This is a genomic window from Kitasatospora sp. NPDC001119 (genome assembly GCF_053598475.1).
The window spans coordinates 247383-262517 of record NZ_JBSFKI010000001.1; the positions used below are offsets into that span (position 1 = coordinate 247383).

14 protein-coding genes are annotated in these 15135 nt (G+C 73.0%); 8 read left to right on the forward strand and 6 right to left on the reverse strand.

Annotation, left to right across the window (positions count from 1 at the left end):
- Positions 1-5: 5 nt before the first annotated feature.
- From allB to ACWDD9_RS01200, 4 genes are all read right to left on the reverse strand, one after another.
- Positions 6-1412 carry an allantoinase AllB gene (allB, locus tag ACWDD9_RS01185; protein WP_449810486.1) on the reverse strand — a complete coding sequence of 469 codons (1407 nt, stop codon included), beginning with the start codon at positions 1410-1412 and terminating at the stop codon, positions 6-8.
- 147 nt (positions 1413-1559) lie between these two features.
- Entirely contained in the window at positions 1560-2702 is a 1143-nt protein-coding gene (locus tag ACWDD9_RS01190) for a glycerate kinase (RefSeq protein WP_074004306.1), read from the reverse strand.
- 441 nt (positions 2703-3143) lie between these two features.
- On the reverse strand, positions 3144-4031 hold the full coding sequence (locus ACWDD9_RS01195) for a 2-hydroxy-3-oxopropionate reductase (RefSeq protein ID WP_375873446.1): 888 nt from the start codon (positions 4029-4031) through the stop codon (positions 3144-3146).
- A gap of 107 nt (positions 4032-4138) precedes the next feature.
- Entirely contained in the window at positions 4139-4984 is an 846-nt protein-coding gene (locus ACWDD9_RS01200; RefSeq protein ID WP_117492631.1) for a TIM barrel protein, read from the reverse strand.
- A gap of 272 nt (positions 4985-5256) precedes the next feature.
- Here ACWDD9_RS01200 and ACWDD9_RS01205 point away from each other — a divergent pair, with 272 nt between their 5' ends.
- The 7 genes from ACWDD9_RS01205 to ACWDD9_RS01235 all read left to right on the forward strand — a co-directional run bounded on the left by ACWDD9_RS01205 (position 5257) and on the right by ACWDD9_RS01235 (position 11362).
- Entirely contained in the window at positions 5257-5511 is a 255-nt protein-coding gene (locus ACWDD9_RS01205; RefSeq protein WP_063780213.1) for a thiamine-binding protein, read from the forward strand.
- A complete protein-coding gene (locus ACWDD9_RS01210) occupies positions 5508-5888 on the forward strand; it encodes a helix-turn-helix domain-containing protein (RefSeq protein ID WP_049653753.1) in 381 nt (126 codons plus the stop codon). Before ACWDD9_RS01205 ends, ACWDD9_RS01210 begins: the two co-directional genes overlap by 4 nt.
- A gap of 248 nt (positions 5889-6136) precedes the next feature.
- Positions 6137-6640 (forward strand): 2-oxo-4-hydroxy-4-carboxy-5-ureidoimidazoline decarboxylase, encoded by a 504-nt coding sequence (gene uraD, locus ACWDD9_RS01215; RefSeq protein ID WP_387966736.1) that lies wholly within the window; start codon positions 6137-6139, stop codon positions 6638-6640.
- Positions 6641-6745: 105 nt separating this feature from the next.
- Positions 6746-7081: a hydroxyisourate hydrolase gene (uraH, locus tag ACWDD9_RS01220; RefSeq protein WP_049653752.1), complete on the forward strand. Its 336-nt coding sequence runs from the start codon at positions 6746-6748 to the stop codon at positions 7079-7081.
- Between the two features lie 32 nt (positions 7082-7113).
- Positions 7114-8034 (forward strand): factor-independent urate hydroxylase, encoded by a 921-nt coding sequence (gene pucL, locus ACWDD9_RS01225; protein ID WP_074004302.1) that lies wholly within the window; start codon positions 7114-7116, stop codon positions 8032-8034.
- 333 nt (positions 8035-8367) lie between these two features.
- Positions 8368-9909, forward strand: coding sequence for a nucleobase:cation symporter-2 family protein (locus ACWDD9_RS01230; protein WP_380779479.1), 1542 nt, complete (start codon positions 8368-8370; stop codon positions 9907-9909).
- Between the two features lie 67 nt (positions 9910-9976).
- Positions 9977-11362 (forward strand): 8-oxoguanine deaminase, encoded by a 1386-nt coding sequence (locus ACWDD9_RS01235; RefSeq protein ID WP_074004301.1) that lies wholly within the window; start codon positions 9977-9979, stop codon positions 11360-11362.
- 296 nt (positions 11363-11658) lie between these two features.
- Here the strand turns inward: ACWDD9_RS01235 and ACWDD9_RS01240 are convergent, their stop codons facing one another.
- Together ACWDD9_RS01240 and aceB are read right to left on the reverse strand one after the other, a co-directional pair.
- Entirely contained in the window at positions 11659-12060 is a 402-nt protein-coding gene (locus tag ACWDD9_RS01240) for an allophanate hydrolase-related protein (RefSeq protein ID WP_074004300.1), read from the reverse strand.
- Positions 12061-12193: 133 nt separating this feature from the next.
- Positions 12194-13846: a malate synthase A gene (gene aceB / locus ACWDD9_RS01245; RefSeq protein WP_449810487.1), complete on the reverse strand. Its 1653-nt coding sequence runs from the start codon at positions 13844-13846 to the stop codon at positions 12194-12196.
- 202 nt (positions 13847-14048) lie between these two features.
- Between aceB and ACWDD9_RS01250 the strand changes: the two genes are divergently transcribed.
- Complete coding sequence (locus ACWDD9_RS01250; RefSeq protein ID WP_380738594.1) at positions 14049-14846, forward strand: IclR family transcriptional regulator; 798 nt, start codon at positions 14049-14051, stop codon at positions 14844-14846.
- The last annotated feature ends 289 nt before the right edge of the window (positions 14847-15135 follow it).

Consider the following 15135-nt stretch of genomic DNA (forward strand, 5'->3'; position numbering starts at 1 on the left):
CTCCTTTAGGCGCGTTCGGACGGGATGGGGGTGGCGGTGGTGAAGCAGGTGGGGTCGGACTGCGGCCGGGCGAGCTGCCGGCCGAAGGGGCGGGCCGCCGGGTCCACCTCGCGGCCGCGCAGCCAGGTGGCGCGCACCGCGCCGGTGAGGGTCCGGCCCGCGTACGGGGTCACCGGGTTGCGGTGGTGCAGCCCGCTCGCGCGGACGGCGAACCCGCCGTCCGGGTCGAAGGCGACCAGGTCCGCGTCGTGGCCGGCGGCGATGGCGCCCTTGGTGCCGCTCAGGCCGACCAGTTCGGCCGGTCCGGCGGACATCCAGCGCACCACGTCGGCCAGGGTGTGGCCGCGGCGGCGGGCCTCGGTCCAGACGGCCGGCAGGCCCAGCTGGAGCGAGGCGATCCCGCCCCAGGCGGCCGCGAAGTCGCCGCTGCCGCCGTACTCGGGCAGCAGCTTGAGGTCGGGGGTGGACGGCGAGTGGTCGGAGACCACGGCGATGAACTCGCCGCGGCCCAGGGCCTCCCAGAGCGCGTCCCGGTTGGACTCGTCGCGGATCGGCGGGCAGCACTTGAAGGCGGTGTCGCCGTCCGGCACCTGCTCGGCCGCGAGGGTCAGGTAGTGCGGACAGGTCTCGGCGGTCACCCGTACGCCGTCCTCGCGGGCCTGCCGCAGCAGCGGCAGCACCGCGGCCGAGGAGACGTGCAGGACGTGCACCCGGGCACCGGTGCGCCGGGCCGCGTCGAGCAGCCGGGCGACGGCCGCGGTCTCCGCGTCGGCGGGCCGGGAGGCCAGGAAGTCCCGGTAGTGGACGCCGGGTTGCTGCGGGGCGGCGGCGAGCACGGCCGGGTCCTCGGCGTGGATGATCGCCAGCGCCCCGATCCTGGCCTGCTCGGCCAGCGCCGCCTCCAGGTCGGCGGCCTCGACGTGCGGGAACTCGTCCACCCCGGAGGGGGCGAGGAAGCTCTTGAAGCCGAACACCCCTGCCTGGTGCAGCGGTTCGAGGTCGGCCACGTTGCCGGGGACGGCGCCGCCCCAGAAGCCGAGGTCGACCCAGGCCTGGCCGTCGGCGGCCTTCCGCTTGAGCGCCAGCCCCGCCACCGTGGTGGTGGGCGGGATCGAGTTGAGCGGCATGTCGACGACCGTGGTGACGCCGCCGGCCGCGGCGGCCCGGGTGGCGGTGGCGAAGCCCTCCCACTCGGTGCGGCCGGGCTCGTTGACGTGCACGTGGGTGTCGACCAGGCCGGGCAGCAGGGCGGTGTCGCCGAGGTCGACGAGCTCGCCCTCGCGGGCCGCGAGCGAGCCGTACGGGGCCGTCCGGGCGATCCTCCCGTCCTGGATCAGCACGTCCGCGGGGCGCTCGCCGTCGGGCAGGACCGCCCGCCGGGAGCGGATCACCGTCGGCTGGCTGAAAGGCATGGGGGACCTCCGGAACCTGGGAGTCGAGGGTGACGGAACACGGGGGAGGCGAGGGATTGCCGGGAGCCTAGGCCCGCCTTCAACAAAACGTCAATGGAGGAACGTCCGAGGGATCACCGCGCGGGAAGGTCGCGCACGCACCGGGGTTCAGTGCGACAGGAGCTCCTCGGCCAGCCGCTCCCCCGCGAGTTCGGCCAGCTCGGCGGCCCTGGTCATGCTCTCCCCCGGCCGCTCGGCCAGGTCGGTCAGGGCGATCGCGGCGGTGAAGCCGGCGGCCCGCCACTCGGGCTCGGAGAGCTCCAGCCGGCCCGCCACCGCGGCCACCCGGACCCCCGCCCGGGCGGCCGCCGCGGCGACTCCGGCCGGGGCCTTGCCGTGGAGCGTCTGGGCGTCCAGACACCCCTCCCCGGTCACGACGAGGCATGCCCCGCGCACGGCCCCGTCGAAGCCCAGCAGGTCGAGCAGCAGCTCGATGCCGGGGCGCATGGTCGCGCCGAGCAGGGCCAGGGCGGCGAAGCCCACCCCGCCCGCGGCGCCGGCGCCGGGCGCCTCCCGGACGTCCCGCCCGGTGGCCTCGGCGACCAGGTCGGCGAACCGGGTCAGCCCCGCCTCCAGCACCACCAGGTCCCCGCCGTCGGCGCCCTTCTGCGGGCCGTAGACGGCGGCGGCGCCGCGCGGCCCGAGCAGCGGGTTGTCCACGTCGCAGGCCACCACGACCTCGACCCCGCCCAGGGCCTCGGCCAGCGGGCCGGGGTCGATCTCCGCGAGCCGGCGCAACGCGGCACCGCCGGGCGGCAGTTCGGCCCCGCCGGCATCGCGCAACCGTGCCCCGAGCGCCTGCACCATGCCGGCGCCGCCGTCCGTACAGGCGCTGCCGCCGAGGCCCAGCACGATCCGCTTGGCGCCGAGCGAGACCGCCTTGGCGATCAACTGGCCGACTCCGTAGGACCCGGCCGCGAGCGGGGCGGTGCGGCCGCCGGGCAGCCGGGCGAGGCCGGAGGCCTGCGCCAGCTCCACCACGGCGGTGTCGTCCCGGACGGCCAGCGCGGCGTCCACCGGCAGGCCGGTCGGGCCGGCCACCTTGGCCGGGACCCGGCTGAAGCCGGCCGCGAGCGCGGCGGCCAGGGTGCCCTCGCCGCCGTCGGCGACGGGCAGTTCGCGCACCTCGGTGCCGGGCGCGGCGCGCCGGATGCCGGCCGCGATCCGGGCCGCCGCCTCGGCACCCTCCAGGCTGCCCTTGAACTTGTCGGGGGCAACGACCACATGGCCCTGGTGGGGGGTGGGGGGCATGGCGCGCTCCTCGCTTCCGTACGGGTCTGGCGGTGGTTCCGGGACGTGCGTCCGGCTGACGTGCGTCCAGCATGGGCCCGGGTGCTCCGGGTGGCCAGCGCCTCGGCCGGGGAGGCCGGGGAAGCCGGGGAGGCCGTGGTGTCCGGAGCGGCCCGCTCCGGGAGGGTGCGCCCCCTCCCCGCCGTTCCCCTCGTCCCGCTTCCGACGTACGAAGGGCTCCCCTCGGCGGGGAGGGAGCCTGGCGACGCGTACCAGGCACGACCGAAGTGCCCCCAGGGGGACGTACGCGTCACCGGCCTGGATCGACCGACGGGCGGGCGGATGAGCCCCGGCCCGCACGCCGGTCGGGTCCGGCCTCCTGGCGGCGCGGGCACGACCGGATAGGTACACGCCACCAGGAGGAGTTCGGGGCCGGGGGCTCCGCGCGGGAGCCCCCGGCGGTTACGCGACCTCGCGCCCGGAGAGCCGCTCGACGCCGCGCAGCAGCGCCGAGTGGTCGAGCGAGCCGTCGCCGTTGGCCCGGGCGGAGGCGACCAGCTGGGCCACCACGGCGCCGACCGGCAGCGCGGCGCCCACGGCGCGGGCGGCGTCGGTGACGATGCCCATGTCCTTGTGGTGCAGGTCGATCCGGAAGCCGGGGGCGAACTCGCGGTTCAGCATGTTCGCCCGCTTGCGGTTGAGCACGGTGGAGCCGGCCAGGCCGCCGCCGAGCACGTCCAGCGCGGCCGCGAGGTCGACGCCGGCGTTCTCCAGGAACACCACGGCCTCGGCGAGCACCTGGATGTTGACCGCGACGATCAGCTGGTTGGCGGCCTTGACAGTCTGGCCGGCGCCGGCCGGGCCGACGTGGACGACCGTGGTGCCCAGCGCGTCGAACAGCGGCCTGGCCTCGGCGAAGTCCTCGGCCGCACCGCCGACCATGATCGACAGGACGGCCTCGACGGCGCCGGCCTCGCCGCCGGAGACCGGGGCGTCCAGGGTGCGGACGCCCTTCTCCCTGGCGGCGGCCTCGACCCTGATCGAGGTCTGCGGGGTGATCGAGGACATGTCGATCACCAGGGTGCCGGGCCTGGCGTTCTCCAGCACGCCGCCCTCCCCCAGGACGACCTGCTCGACCTGCGGGTCGGCCGGGACCATGGTGATGACCACCTCGGCGTCCCTGACCGCCTCCGCGATGCTGCCGGCGCCGTGGCCGCCGAGCGCGACCAGGGCGTCGATCGGCGGCCGGGTGAGGTTGAAGCCGGTGACGTGGTGGCCGGCCTTGACCAGGTTGGCGGCCATCGGGCTGCCCATGATGCCGAGGCCGATGAAGGCGATCTTGCGGCTCATCGCGTCGAGTTCCTTACGTGTGCGGGTGGGAGGTCGGGTGGGTCGGCGGTGCGCTGCCCGCCGCTCGAACCGGGCACTGCTCGGCGGGGCGCGGCTGGGCGGCTCCGCTACTGCGCGGCGCGCAGCTCGCGCGGCAGCCACCCGAAGCTGTCGGCGCTGACGCCGCCGGAGGGGCGGTACTCCAGACCGATGGAGCCCGCGTAGCCCGCGGCCGTGAGCCGGGCGAACAGGTCCTCGAAGTCCAGCTCGCCGGTGCCGGGCTCGTTGCGGCCCGGGGTGTCGGCGATCTGCACGTGGCCGATGCGGTCGGCGTGGGTGTCGATGACCGCCGCCAGGTCCTCGCCGTTCCTGGCCAGGTGGTACAGGTCGCAGAGGAATCTGGCGTTCCCCAGACCGGTGGCGGCGTTGACCCGGTCGACCACCTCGACCGCGGCGGCGGCCGAGACCAGCGGGTAGTCCGGCGACTCGGCCCTGTTCAGGGCCTCGATCAGCAGGACGGCGCCGATCCCGTGCGCGGCCCGCGCGGCGAGCACCAGGTTCTCCAGCGCGAGCGCGTCCTGCTCGGCCGGGTCGACGCCCTCGACCCGGTTGCCGTACAGCGCGTTGAGCGCGGTGGCGCCGAGCGAGGCGGCGAGTTCGGCGGCGACCGGGAGGTTGGCGCGGAAGCGGTCCCGCTCGGCGGGCACCGAGACGGTTCCGCGGGCGCCCTTGCTCAGGTCGTCCAGGAGGTTGAGGCCGGTGAGCCGCACGCCGGCGTCGGTGAACGCCTTGCGCAGCGCGTCCAGTTCGGCCTGCGAGGGGTCATGCTCCGCGCCGAAGGGCCACCACAGTTCGGCGGCGGTGAAGCCGGCCGCGGCGGCCGCGGCGGGGCGCTCCAGGAGCGGCAGTTCGCCGAACAGGATCGACAGGTTGACCGTGAAGCCGTGCTTGGCAGCCGCCGTCACGTCGCTCACCTCTCATCTCTCTTCCTTCATCCGCAACTTCCACGATCCGGAAGAGGGATTCTGTGTAGTGGAAGCATCTCCGGCCCGCCGAGCGGGTGTCAAGGGAGTCGCAACATTTTGTTGAAGCAGTCCCGAGGGGCCCTGCCGGGTGCCCCGAGGGCACGCCGGGGCAGCCCCGAGGGCACCCCGAGGCCACACCGGCGGCGCGCCGTCCGCGGGGGCCGGACCGTTCGATCCCCCGACCCCTGCCCGCCCGCACCCCCGCTCGCTACAGTGACCCCGTGCGATTGATGGTGGAGTTCACGACAGAACCGTTCGAACTGGACACGTTCCCGGAGCACGCCGCGGCGGCTCGCCGGGTGGTCGACGACGCCGGCCTGGACGTCTCGGTCGGCCCCTTCGGCACCGGCGCCGAGGGCGGGGCCGAGCAGGTCCTCGCCGCGGTGACCAAGCTGCTCAAGGAGACCCTGGACGCCGGGGCGACCCGGATCTCGGTCCAGGTCAGCGTGCTGGGCGAGGAGGACGGTACGCCGTGACCGAGAACGTGGAACACCCGCTCGCCGCGGCGGTGAAGCCGCTGCTGGCCGCGGTCGGCGCGACGCACGTCCCGCTGGACGAGGCGAAGCCCGACGACGTGGTCCTGGAGTGGGAGGGCACCCCGGCCCTGGCCGTCCGACTGCCGCACCTGAGCAGCGCGTTGGACCGGCTGCTCGCCGAGATGACCCGGCAGTTCGACGGCCGCCCGCTGGCCGAGCTCGACCGCCTGGAGAAGCAGCGGGTCGTCGCCCTGCTGGAGGAGCGCGGCGCCTTCACCGTCCGCCACGGCGTGGAGACCGTCGCCTCCGCCCTGGGCGTCAGCCGCTTCACCGTGTACAACTACCTGAACCGCCAGGACGGCGCGAAGTCGTCCTGACACTCCGGCTCGACGCCCTCCGGGGCGTGTGCGCGCCCCCGCCCCGGGGGCTTCCGAACGGGTGACCCCGCCGACACGACAGGACCGGATCGGCCTGCGGCGGGGCACACTTGGCGAATCGCACACGAAAGGGCCCGGCATCGGGGCCCGGTTCAAAACGTAACCACCAACCGTTCAACAAAGTGTTGACGGCCGGGTGGGGCCGATCTAGCTTTTCCGGGTGGCACCACTCTTCAGGAGGTCCACCCGTGACCAACCACCCCCACACCCTTGACGTCCTGGCCGCGACCGATGCCGCGGCACTGGAAGGGATCCTGCTGGAGGTCTGCTCCAGCCCCCGCTGGGCCGCCGCGGTCGCCGCGGCCCGGCCCTGGTCCGACCGCGACACCCTGCTCGCCGCCAACGCGGCGGCCATGGCGTCACTGACGACCGAGGACCTGCGCGACGCGATGGCCGGCCACGCCCGGATCGGCAGGCCGACGGCCGGCGACGCCGTCTCCGAGCGCGAACAGGCCGGAATCCAGGGCGTGGACCAGGCGGTCCTCGACGCGCTGCACGAGGCCAACGCCGCCTACGAGGCCAAGTTCGGCCACGTGTTCCTGATCTGCGCGACCGGCCGCACCGCGGTCGGCATGCTCGCCGCCCTGCGCGAACGCCACCCCAACGACGCCGCCACCGAGGCGGAGATCGTCCGCGGGGAGCTGCGCAAGATCAACGACATCCGGCTCGACCGCCTGCTCGACGCTCCCTGACGCTCAGTCATATCGCGCTTTCTCTCATCCTCCTTGCCAGACACTTCCGGCATCCACTGATGCTGACGCACCATCACTTCTGCCATCAGTAAGGTCACTTCACCCATGACTGGCATCTCCACCCACGTGCTCGACACCAGCCTCGGCCGACCGGCCGAGGGCGTCCCGGTCGAGCTCGCACTGCACACCGAGGGTGGCTGGCAGGTGCTCGGCACCTCCGCCACGGACTCCGACGGCCGGGTCAAGGACCTGCCGGCCGTGGAGGCGGGCTCGGTCGTCCGGCTGCTCTTCGACACCGGCGCGTACTCCGCGTCCACGTCCGCCGAGCCGCCGTTCTTCCCCGAGGTCTCGATCGTCTTCACGGTCGCGCCCGAACAGCACCACTACCACGTGCCGTTGCTGCTCAACCCGTTCGGATACTCGGTCTACCGCGGAAGCTAGTGGACCGACCTGGAAAGCTTAGGAGCCACGTCATGGCCCACGTGCTCGGTCAGAACCAGTACGGCAAGGCGGAGAACCGCATCGTCCGGATCCACCGCGACTCCACCCGGCACGAGATCAAGGACCTGAACGTCTCGGTCTCGCTCCGCGGCGAGTTCGAGGACGTCCACCTCACCGGGTCCAACGCCAACTGCCTTCCCACCGACACCACCAAGAACACCGTCTACGCCTTCGCCAAGGAGCACGGCATCGAGTCGGCCGAGGCGTTCGGCATCCTCCTGGCCCGCCACTTCGTCGACGACACCGAACGCGGCGTCGTGCACAGCGCCCGGATCCGGATCGAGGAGTACTCCTGGGACCGGATCCGGACGCCGGACAGCTCGGCCCGCTTCATCGGCTCGGAGGAGGTCGGCCACTCCTTCGTCCGCAACGGCCAGGAGGTCCGCACCAGCGAGATCGTCTACGACGGGGAGTCCGTCCAGGTCATATCCGGCCTGAAGGACCTGGTCGTCATGAACTCCACCAACTCGGAGTTCTGGGGCTACATCAAGGACGGCTACACCACCCTCCAGGAAGCGTACGACCGCATCCTCGCCACCCAGGTCACCGCCCGCTGGAAGTTCGGCTACAGCGGCCGGGACGGCGAGGCCCAGCCCAACTGGAACCGCTCCTACACCCACGTGAAGCGGCACCTGCTGGAGGCGTTCGCCGAGACCTACTCCTACTCGCTGCAGCAGACCCTGCACGCGATGGGCACCCGGGTCCTCAACAACCGCGCCGAGGTGGACGAGGTCCGCCTCGAACTGCCGAACAAGCACCACTTCCTGGTCGACCTGGAGCCGTTCGGCCTCAAGAACGAGAACGAGGTCTACTTCGCCGCCGACCGCATGTACGGCCTGATCGAGGGCACCGTGCACCGCGAGGGCGTCGTCCCGGTCATCCCGGTCGCCTGACCTCCCCCACCCTCGGCACCCTCAGCACCCGCACCACCAGGTGGACGCCGCCCGGAATCGCCGCATCCCCCGGTCCCCACGGGCCGGACGGCCGGGCGGGCCGCCCCACCGGCCCCATCACCAGGCACCACCCGCACCAGTTAGTTCTTCTCCACCTCCACCCCCACCCACCGGAGTTCGTGTCTGCCTCGCGGCGGCCGGCCCGGGGCACTGGAGAGCCCGGCCGAGGGATCCTTGCACCGCCGTCCCGCCCCCGGTCGTACCAGCACCAGCACCAGCCGCACTCCAGCGCCACGGGCGCGCCGGGAGCCACGGGCACAAGAGGGGCTCGACATGGCACCCAGCAACACCACCAGTACAGACGGCGGTTCCACCCCGGAGAGAACGCAGGACCCGGACGGCACGGACGGCACGCCGGCGCACCGCACCGGCAAGCCGCCCCGGCCCGGAACCCATCCCGTGGACGAGTTGCTGCCCCCGGTGAAGCTGTTCTCCACCGGACTCCAGCACGTCGCCGCGATGTACGCGGGGGTCGTCGCACCCCCGCTCATCGTCGGCGCCGGCGTCGGGCTCTCCCCCGCCGAACTCGCCCTGCTCATCTCGGCCAGCCTGTTCACCGCCGGACTGGCCACCCTCCTCCAGACCCTCGGCATCTGGAAGATCGGCGCGCGGCTGCCGTTCGTGAACGGCGTCTCCTTCGCGGGGGTCGCGCCCATGATCGCCATCGCCAAGGGCTCCATCGAGAAGACGGGAGGACCGAAGGAGGCCCTCCCGGTGATCTTCGGAGCGGTGATCGTCGCGGGGCTCCTGTGCTTCCTCGCGGCACCGTACTTCTGCAAGCTCATCCGGTTCTTCCCCCCGGTCGTCCAGGGCACCGTGATCACCCTCATCGGGGTGTCCCTGCTCCCGGTGGCGGTCAACTGGGCGCGCGGCGGTTCGCCGGGCGCCCCCGGGTACGGCTCCATGCGGGCCGTCGGCCTCGCCGCGATCACCCTCGTCGCGGTGGTGCTCTGCAACCGGCTGCTGCGCGGGTTCTGGCAGCAGCTGTCCCTGCTCATCGGCCTGGCGTTCGGCACCCTGATCGCCTTCCCGCTGGGGCTCGCCGACTTCGGCGCGGTCAAGGACGCGAAGGTCTTCTCGCTCCCCTCCCCGTTCCACTTCGGCGCACCCGTGTTCGACGCCGCCGCGATCGTCTCGATGTGCATCGTCATGGTGGTCGCGATGACCGAGTCCACCGCCGACATGCTCGCCCTCGGCAGGATCGTCGACCGCGAGGCGGACGAACCCACCCTCGCCGCCGGCCTGCGGGCCGACGGCCTGGCCACCGCGCTCAGCCCCGTCTTCAACGGCTTCGCCGCCAGCGCCTTCGCCCAGAACATCGGGCTGGTGGCGCTGACGAAGATCCGCAGCCGCTTCGTGGTCGCGGCCGGCGGAGGCATCCTGGTCCTGCTGGGGCTGTTCCCCGTGCTGGGCTCGGTCGTCTCCCTGGTGCCGCAGCCCGTCCTCGGCGGCGCCGGGATCGTGCTCTTCGGCACGGTCGCGGCCAGCGGCATCCGCACCCTCGCGGAGGCCGGCATGGAGTCCGGGTCGAACACCATCCTGGTGTCCGTCTCGCTCGGGGTCGGCATCGTCCCGATCGCCGCGCCGACGTTCTACGACTCCTTCCCGGAGGCCGCCCGGACCCTGCTGCACTCGGGGATATCGGCCGGCTGCGTGGTGGCCGTCCTGCTCAACCTGCTCTTCCACCACGTCGGGGCCGCCCGTCGCTCCAGGCCCGGCCAGGGCTCCGACGCGACGGTGCCGGCTGCTCCGACCGCTCCCGCGGTGCCGTCGATGCCGACAGGTCCCACGGTTCCGACGGCGACGCCGTCCTGACCGGCCCCGGGAGGGGCGCGCACCACGGTGCGCACCCCTCCCGGCCCTCCCCCCTAGGAGTCACGCCATGGCAGTCCAGCCCCCGCCCACCGACCAGCGGACCGTGATCGAGAACGTCGCGATCGCCACCGTGGACGCGAACGACACCGAGTACGCCCGCGGCCACGTGGTCCTCCTCGGCAACACCATCGAGGCGGTGGGCGACGGCCCCGCCCCCGCGTGGCTGGACAACGTGGTGCGCCGGATCAACGGCGAGGGCCACCTGGCCACCCCCGGCCTGGTCAACACCCACCACCACTTCTACCAGTGGATCACCCGCGGCCTGGCCCAGGACGACATCCTGTTCGACTGGCTGGTCGCCCTCTACCCGACCTGGGCGCGGATCGACGAGCGGCTCGTGCACGCCGCGAGCCAGGGCTCCGCCGCCGCGCTGCTCAAGTCCGGCTGCACCACCGCCTCGGACCACCACTACGTCTTCCCGAAGGACGGCGGCGACATCCTCGGCGCCTCCATCGAGGCCGTCCAGGAGCTCGGCCTGCGCTTCACCGCGCTGCGCGGCTCGATGGACCGCTCGAAGAAGGACGGCGGGCTGCCGCCGGACCACGCGGTCGAGGAGCTGGACGACATCCTGGCCGCCTCCGAGACCGCCGTGGACCGCTACCACGACTCCTCCTTCGGCTCGATGCTGCACATCGCCCTCGCGCCCTGCTCCCCCTTCTCCGTCTCCACCGACCTGCTCCGGCAGTCCGCCGAACTCGCCCGCCGCAAGGGCGTCCGGCTGCACACCCACGGCTCGGAGACGGCCGAGGAGGAGGCGTTCTGCAAGGAGCTGTTCGGCATGGGGCCGACCGACTACTTCGAGTCGGTGGGCTGGCTCGGCGAAGACGTCTGGATGGCGCACTGCGTGCACATGAACGACTCCGACATCGCCAAGTTCGCCGAGACCGGCACCGGCGTCGCCCACTGCCCGTCCTCCAACGCCCGCCTGGCGGCCGGGATCGCGCGGGTGCCCGACATGCTCCGGGCCGGCGTCCCGGTCGGGCTCGGGGTGGACGGCACCGCCTCCAACGAGTCCGGCGAGCTCGGTACGGAGCTGCGCAACGCCCTGCTGATCAACCGGCTGCACGGCTCCCCCGCCGCGCTGACCGGGCGGCAGGCGCTGCGCCTGGGCACCATGGGCGGCGCCCGGGTGCTCGGCCGGCAGGACGAGATCGGCTCGATCGAGGTCGGCAAGCTCGCCGACCTGGCGCTGTGGAAGATCGACGGGGTCATGCACTCGTCCATCGCCGACCCGGTCGCCGCGCTCACCTTCGGCGCGCTGCCGCCACTGTCGGTGCTGTTCGTCAACGGCAACGCGGTGGTCGAGAAGGGGCAGCTGACCACCGTCAACGAGGACCGGATCGCACGCGACTGCGCCCGCGCCGCCCGCGAGCTGGCGGCGCGTCCGGTCTAGGGCCGGTCCGGTCTGAGTCGGTCCGGTCTAGCGCCGGTTCGGTCCGGTCCGGGGCCGGTTCGACGCCCACCCCGTACTCCGGGGGCGCCCAGGGACGGTGCGCCCCCGGGCTCCGCGCACCTCGGGGCGACGGACGGACGACAGCGGCGGACGGATGACAGCTGACAACTTTCGTCATCTGTTATCTGTTATCTGTCAGCTGTTCTCTGTCGTCTGTTCGCCGTCACCGGTGCGCGGACCGCAGCCCCGGACCCACGGCGAGGGTCCGGGGCTGCCGGCGCACCCGGCGGCAGCCGTCAGGCCGTGCGCCCGATCGACGCCAGGTAGGCGCGCCAGCCGCCGTGGTGGGTGATCTCCCGGTGGACGCCGCGCTCCAGCTCGCCCCGGGAGAGCAGCATGGACAGGCACGCGGAGCCGTCCTCCAGCTCGATGACGCCCAGTTCCAGCTCCCGCGGCTCCCCCGGCAGGATGACGTCCCGCAGCCGCTCCAGGGGGATGTCGTACAGCTCGCCCTCGATGGCGGTGTCCGCCTCCGGGTCGGCCAGCAGTCCCGGGCAGACGTCCGTGCCGCCGCTGTGGTCGATGGAGAAGAAGCGGTAACCGGGGGCGGTCCTGGCCGGCCCGATCAGCGAGTCGGCGACCTTCGCGTGGAAGGGACCGCCGACCATTGCCTGGCCGTTGAAGAACATGCGCGCCATGGGTGAACTCCTTACGTGGACAAGACCGTTCCGTACGGCGACGAGAGGACGGGTGGGATTCGTCGCCGTACGGAACGGAGTGGTGGACCGCCGGCGCACCGCAGCCGGGCAGGCTCCGGCGGGCAGGTCGGGATCAGCCCAGCAGCGGGAGCGCGGGGAGGGTCAGGAAGTCCACGAACTCCTCGGCCAGGGCGACCTGTTCGAAGAGCCGGGCGGCCTCCGGCCAGCGGCCGGCGCCGTAGGCCTCCTCGCCCAGCTCGGCGAGGAGTTCGGCCAGCTCCGCGGCGACCAGGGAGCGGACCAGGTCGGCGGTGGCCTTCTCGCCGGTGTCGGACAGCACGACCCCGTTGTGAATCCACTGCCAGATCTGCGAGCGGGAGATCTCGGCGGTGGCGGCGTCCTCCATCATGTTGAAGATGCCGACGGCCCCGAGCCCGCGCAGCCAGGCCTCGATGTAGCGGATGCCGACCTGGACGGCGTTGTGCAGCCCCGCGCGGGTGCAGGTGCCGCCGGCTCCGGCGATGTCGAGGAGCTGGGCGGCGGTCACCGGCTCGGCCGGGCCGGGGTTGTCCTTCTGGTGGGGCCGCTCGCCGAGCACCGCGTCGAAGGAGGCCCGGGCGACCGGCACCAGGTCGGGGTGGGCGACCCAGGAGCCGTCGAAGCCGTTCCCGGCCTCGCGGTCCTTGTCCGCCTTGACCTTCTCCAGCGCGGCCGCGTTGACCTCCGGGTCGCGGCGGCTCGGGATGAACGCGGCCATGCCGCCGATCGCGTGGGCGCCGCGCCGGTGGCAGGTCCGCACCAGCAGCCGGGTGTAGGCGGCCATGAACGGCGAGGCCATGGTGACGGTGTTGCGGTCCGGCAGGATGTAGTGCTCGCCGGCGTCGCGGAAGTTCTTGACGATCGAGAACAGGTAGTCCCAGCGCCCGGCGTTGAGGCCGGCCGCGTGGTCGCGCAGCTCGTAGAGGATCTCGTCCATCTCGAACGCGGCGGTGATGGTCTCGATCAGCACGGTCGCCCGGATCGTGCCGTGCGGGATGCCGAGTTCGGCCTGGGCGTGGGTGAACACGTCGTTCCACAGCCGGGCCTCGAGGTGGCCCTCGGTCTTCGGCAGGTAGAAGTACGGGCCGGAGTTGGGGTCCTCGGCGCCCTTGGCCAGCAGCCGGGCGGCGTTGTGGAAGAAGTAGAGGCCGAAGTCGACGAACGCGCCGGCCACCGGGGTGCCGTCGACCAGCAGGTGGTTCTCGTCCAGGTGCCAGCCGCGGGGGCGGACCACGACGGTGGCGAGCTCGGCGGCGGGCTTGAGGGTGTACGCCTTGCCGGCCGCGCCGGTGAAGTCGATCCGGCCCTCGAAGGCGTCGGTCAGGTTGGCCTGGCCGCCGACCACGTTCTCCCAGGTCGGGGAGGTGGCGTCCTCGAAGTCCGCGAGCCAGATCCGCGCCCCGGAGTTGAGCGCGTTGACGACCATCTTGCGGTCGGTCGGCCCGGTGATCTCGACCCGGCGGTCCTGGAGGGCGCGGGGCGCCTCGGCGACCTTCCAGTCCCCGGCCCGGATGTCGGCGGTGTCGGGGCGGAAGTCCAGCGCGCCGGTGGCGGCGATCTCGGCACGGCGGGCCTTCCGCCCGGCCAGCAGCTCCTGTCGGCGCCCCTCGAAGGCCCGATGGAGCCCGGCGACGAAGGCGAGCGCCTCCGGAGTGAGCACCTCCTCCGCCCGGCGGACGCGAGGACCGGCGACAGTGACGACCGGAGCGGCGGGCGAGGCGCCGACGGGCCCCTGATCTGCAGCCATGAGCAGGACACTCCTAAGACGGTTGAGCCTGGCGGAGGGAGCTCCGGTGGGAACTTCCTCAGGGAACTTCCTCGATCGGTACCCGCCTGTCGGCGAGTTCGATTCTGTAAGGTGGAGACTAGTTTCCGCGATACAGAATTTCAACGGTTTGTTGAAGAGATCGCCGGGACTCTACTCCTCCCCGACAGTGAAGGAAACGCCGGTGGTTGCGACCCCCGACCCAGCATCGACGACAGGCGCCGACCGCGCGGGCGGCGGCGTGCAGTCCGTCGAACGCGCCTTCCAACTCCTGGAGGCGCTGGCCGACTCCGGCGGCGTGGCCACCCTCAGCGAGCTCTCCACCACGTCCGGCCTCCCGATGCCGACCATCCACCGGTTGGTTCGTACCCTCGTGCAGCAGGGCTATGTCCGCCAGGACACCGCGCGCCGCTACACCCTCGGCCCCCGGCTGATCCGGCTCGGCGAGACGGCCGGCCGGCTGCTCGGCAGCTGGGCCCGCCCGTACCTGGCCGAGCTCATGGAGGCCACCGGCGAGACCGCCAACCTGGCGGTGCTGGAGGGCGGCGAGGTGGTGTACGTCGGCCAGGTGCAGTCGCGCCGCTCGATGCGGATGTTCACCGAGGTCGGCCGACGGGTGCAGCCGCACTGCACCGGCGTCGGCAAGGCGCTGCTCGCCCAGCTGCCCGAGGACGAGGCCCGCGCCGTGCTCGGCCCCAACCCGCTGCCCGCGCACACCGAGTACACGGTCACCGACCCGCAGGAGCTGATGCGCCAGCTCGCCGAGGCGCGCGAGCGCGGCTACGTGGTCGACGACCAGGAGCAGGAGATCGGCGTCCGCTGCATCGCGCTCGCCGTCCCGGGCGCGCCGACGCCCACCGCGCTCTCGGTCTCCGGCCCGGAGGCCCGCATCCGGGCCCTGGAGGAACAGGCCGGGGCCGCCTCGCTGGTGCCGGTGATGCACCAGATCGCGAGCCGGCTGGGGCAGGTCCTCGCTCCCTGACGGAACGTCAACCTCCCTTGCCCGCCGACCCGGTTGGCACGGCGTGCCGCGTCATCCGTTCGGGCGGACGACGGGCGGGTTGCCGCCCGGCTCCGGCGGTGGCTCCGCCACCCTGGTGCCGACGCGGCCCGCAACGGCGCGGGCGGCCGGGACACGAGGGCAGGGTGAGCGGGGATGGAGCAGCAGTACCGGGACGCATGGGAGGGCGCGCGGGGCGGTGGGGTCCGGGGAGGTGAGGTCCGGAGCGATGGCGTACGGGCCGGTGGCGTACGGCGCGCCGCGAGGGGCC

Bases quoted from the DNA above. Each gene is read 5' to 3' on its own strand.
- ACWDD9_RS01230 (WP_380779479.1), top strand. From the start codon at position 8,368: ATGGCACCCAGCAACACCACCAGTACAGACGGCGGTTCCACCCCGGAG.
- pucL (WP_074004302.1), top strand. From the start codon at position 7,114: ATGGCCCACGTGCTCGGTCAGAACCAGTACGGCAAGGCGGAGAACCGC.
- ACWDD9_RS01195 (WP_375873446.1), bottom strand. From the start codon at position 4,031: ATGAGCCGCAAGATCGCCTTCATCGGCCTCGGCATCATGGGCAGCCCG.
- ACWDD9_RS01190 (WP_074004306.1), bottom strand. From the start codon at position 2,702: ATGCCCCCCACCCCCCACCAGGGCCATGTGGTCGTTGCCCCCGACAAG.
- ACWDD9_RS01235 (WP_074004301.1), top strand. From the start codon at position 9,977: ATGGCAGTCCAGCCCCCGCCCACCGACCAGCGGACCGTGATCGAGAAC.
- allB (WP_449810486.1), bottom strand. From the start codon at position 1,412: ATGCCTTTCAGCCAGCCGACGGTGATCCGCTCCCGGCGGGCGGTCCTG.
- ACWDD9_RS01240 (WP_074004300.1), bottom strand. From the start codon at position 12,060: ATGGCGCGCATGTTCTTCAACGGCCAGGCAATGGTCGGCGGTCCCTTC.
- aceB (WP_449810487.1), bottom strand. From the start codon at position 13,846: ATGGCTGCAGATCAGGGGCCCGTCGGCGCCTCGCCCGCCGCTCCGGTC.
- uraH (WP_049653752.1), top strand. From the start codon at position 6,746: ATGACTGGCATCTCCACCCACGTGCTCGACACCAGCCTCGGCCGACCG.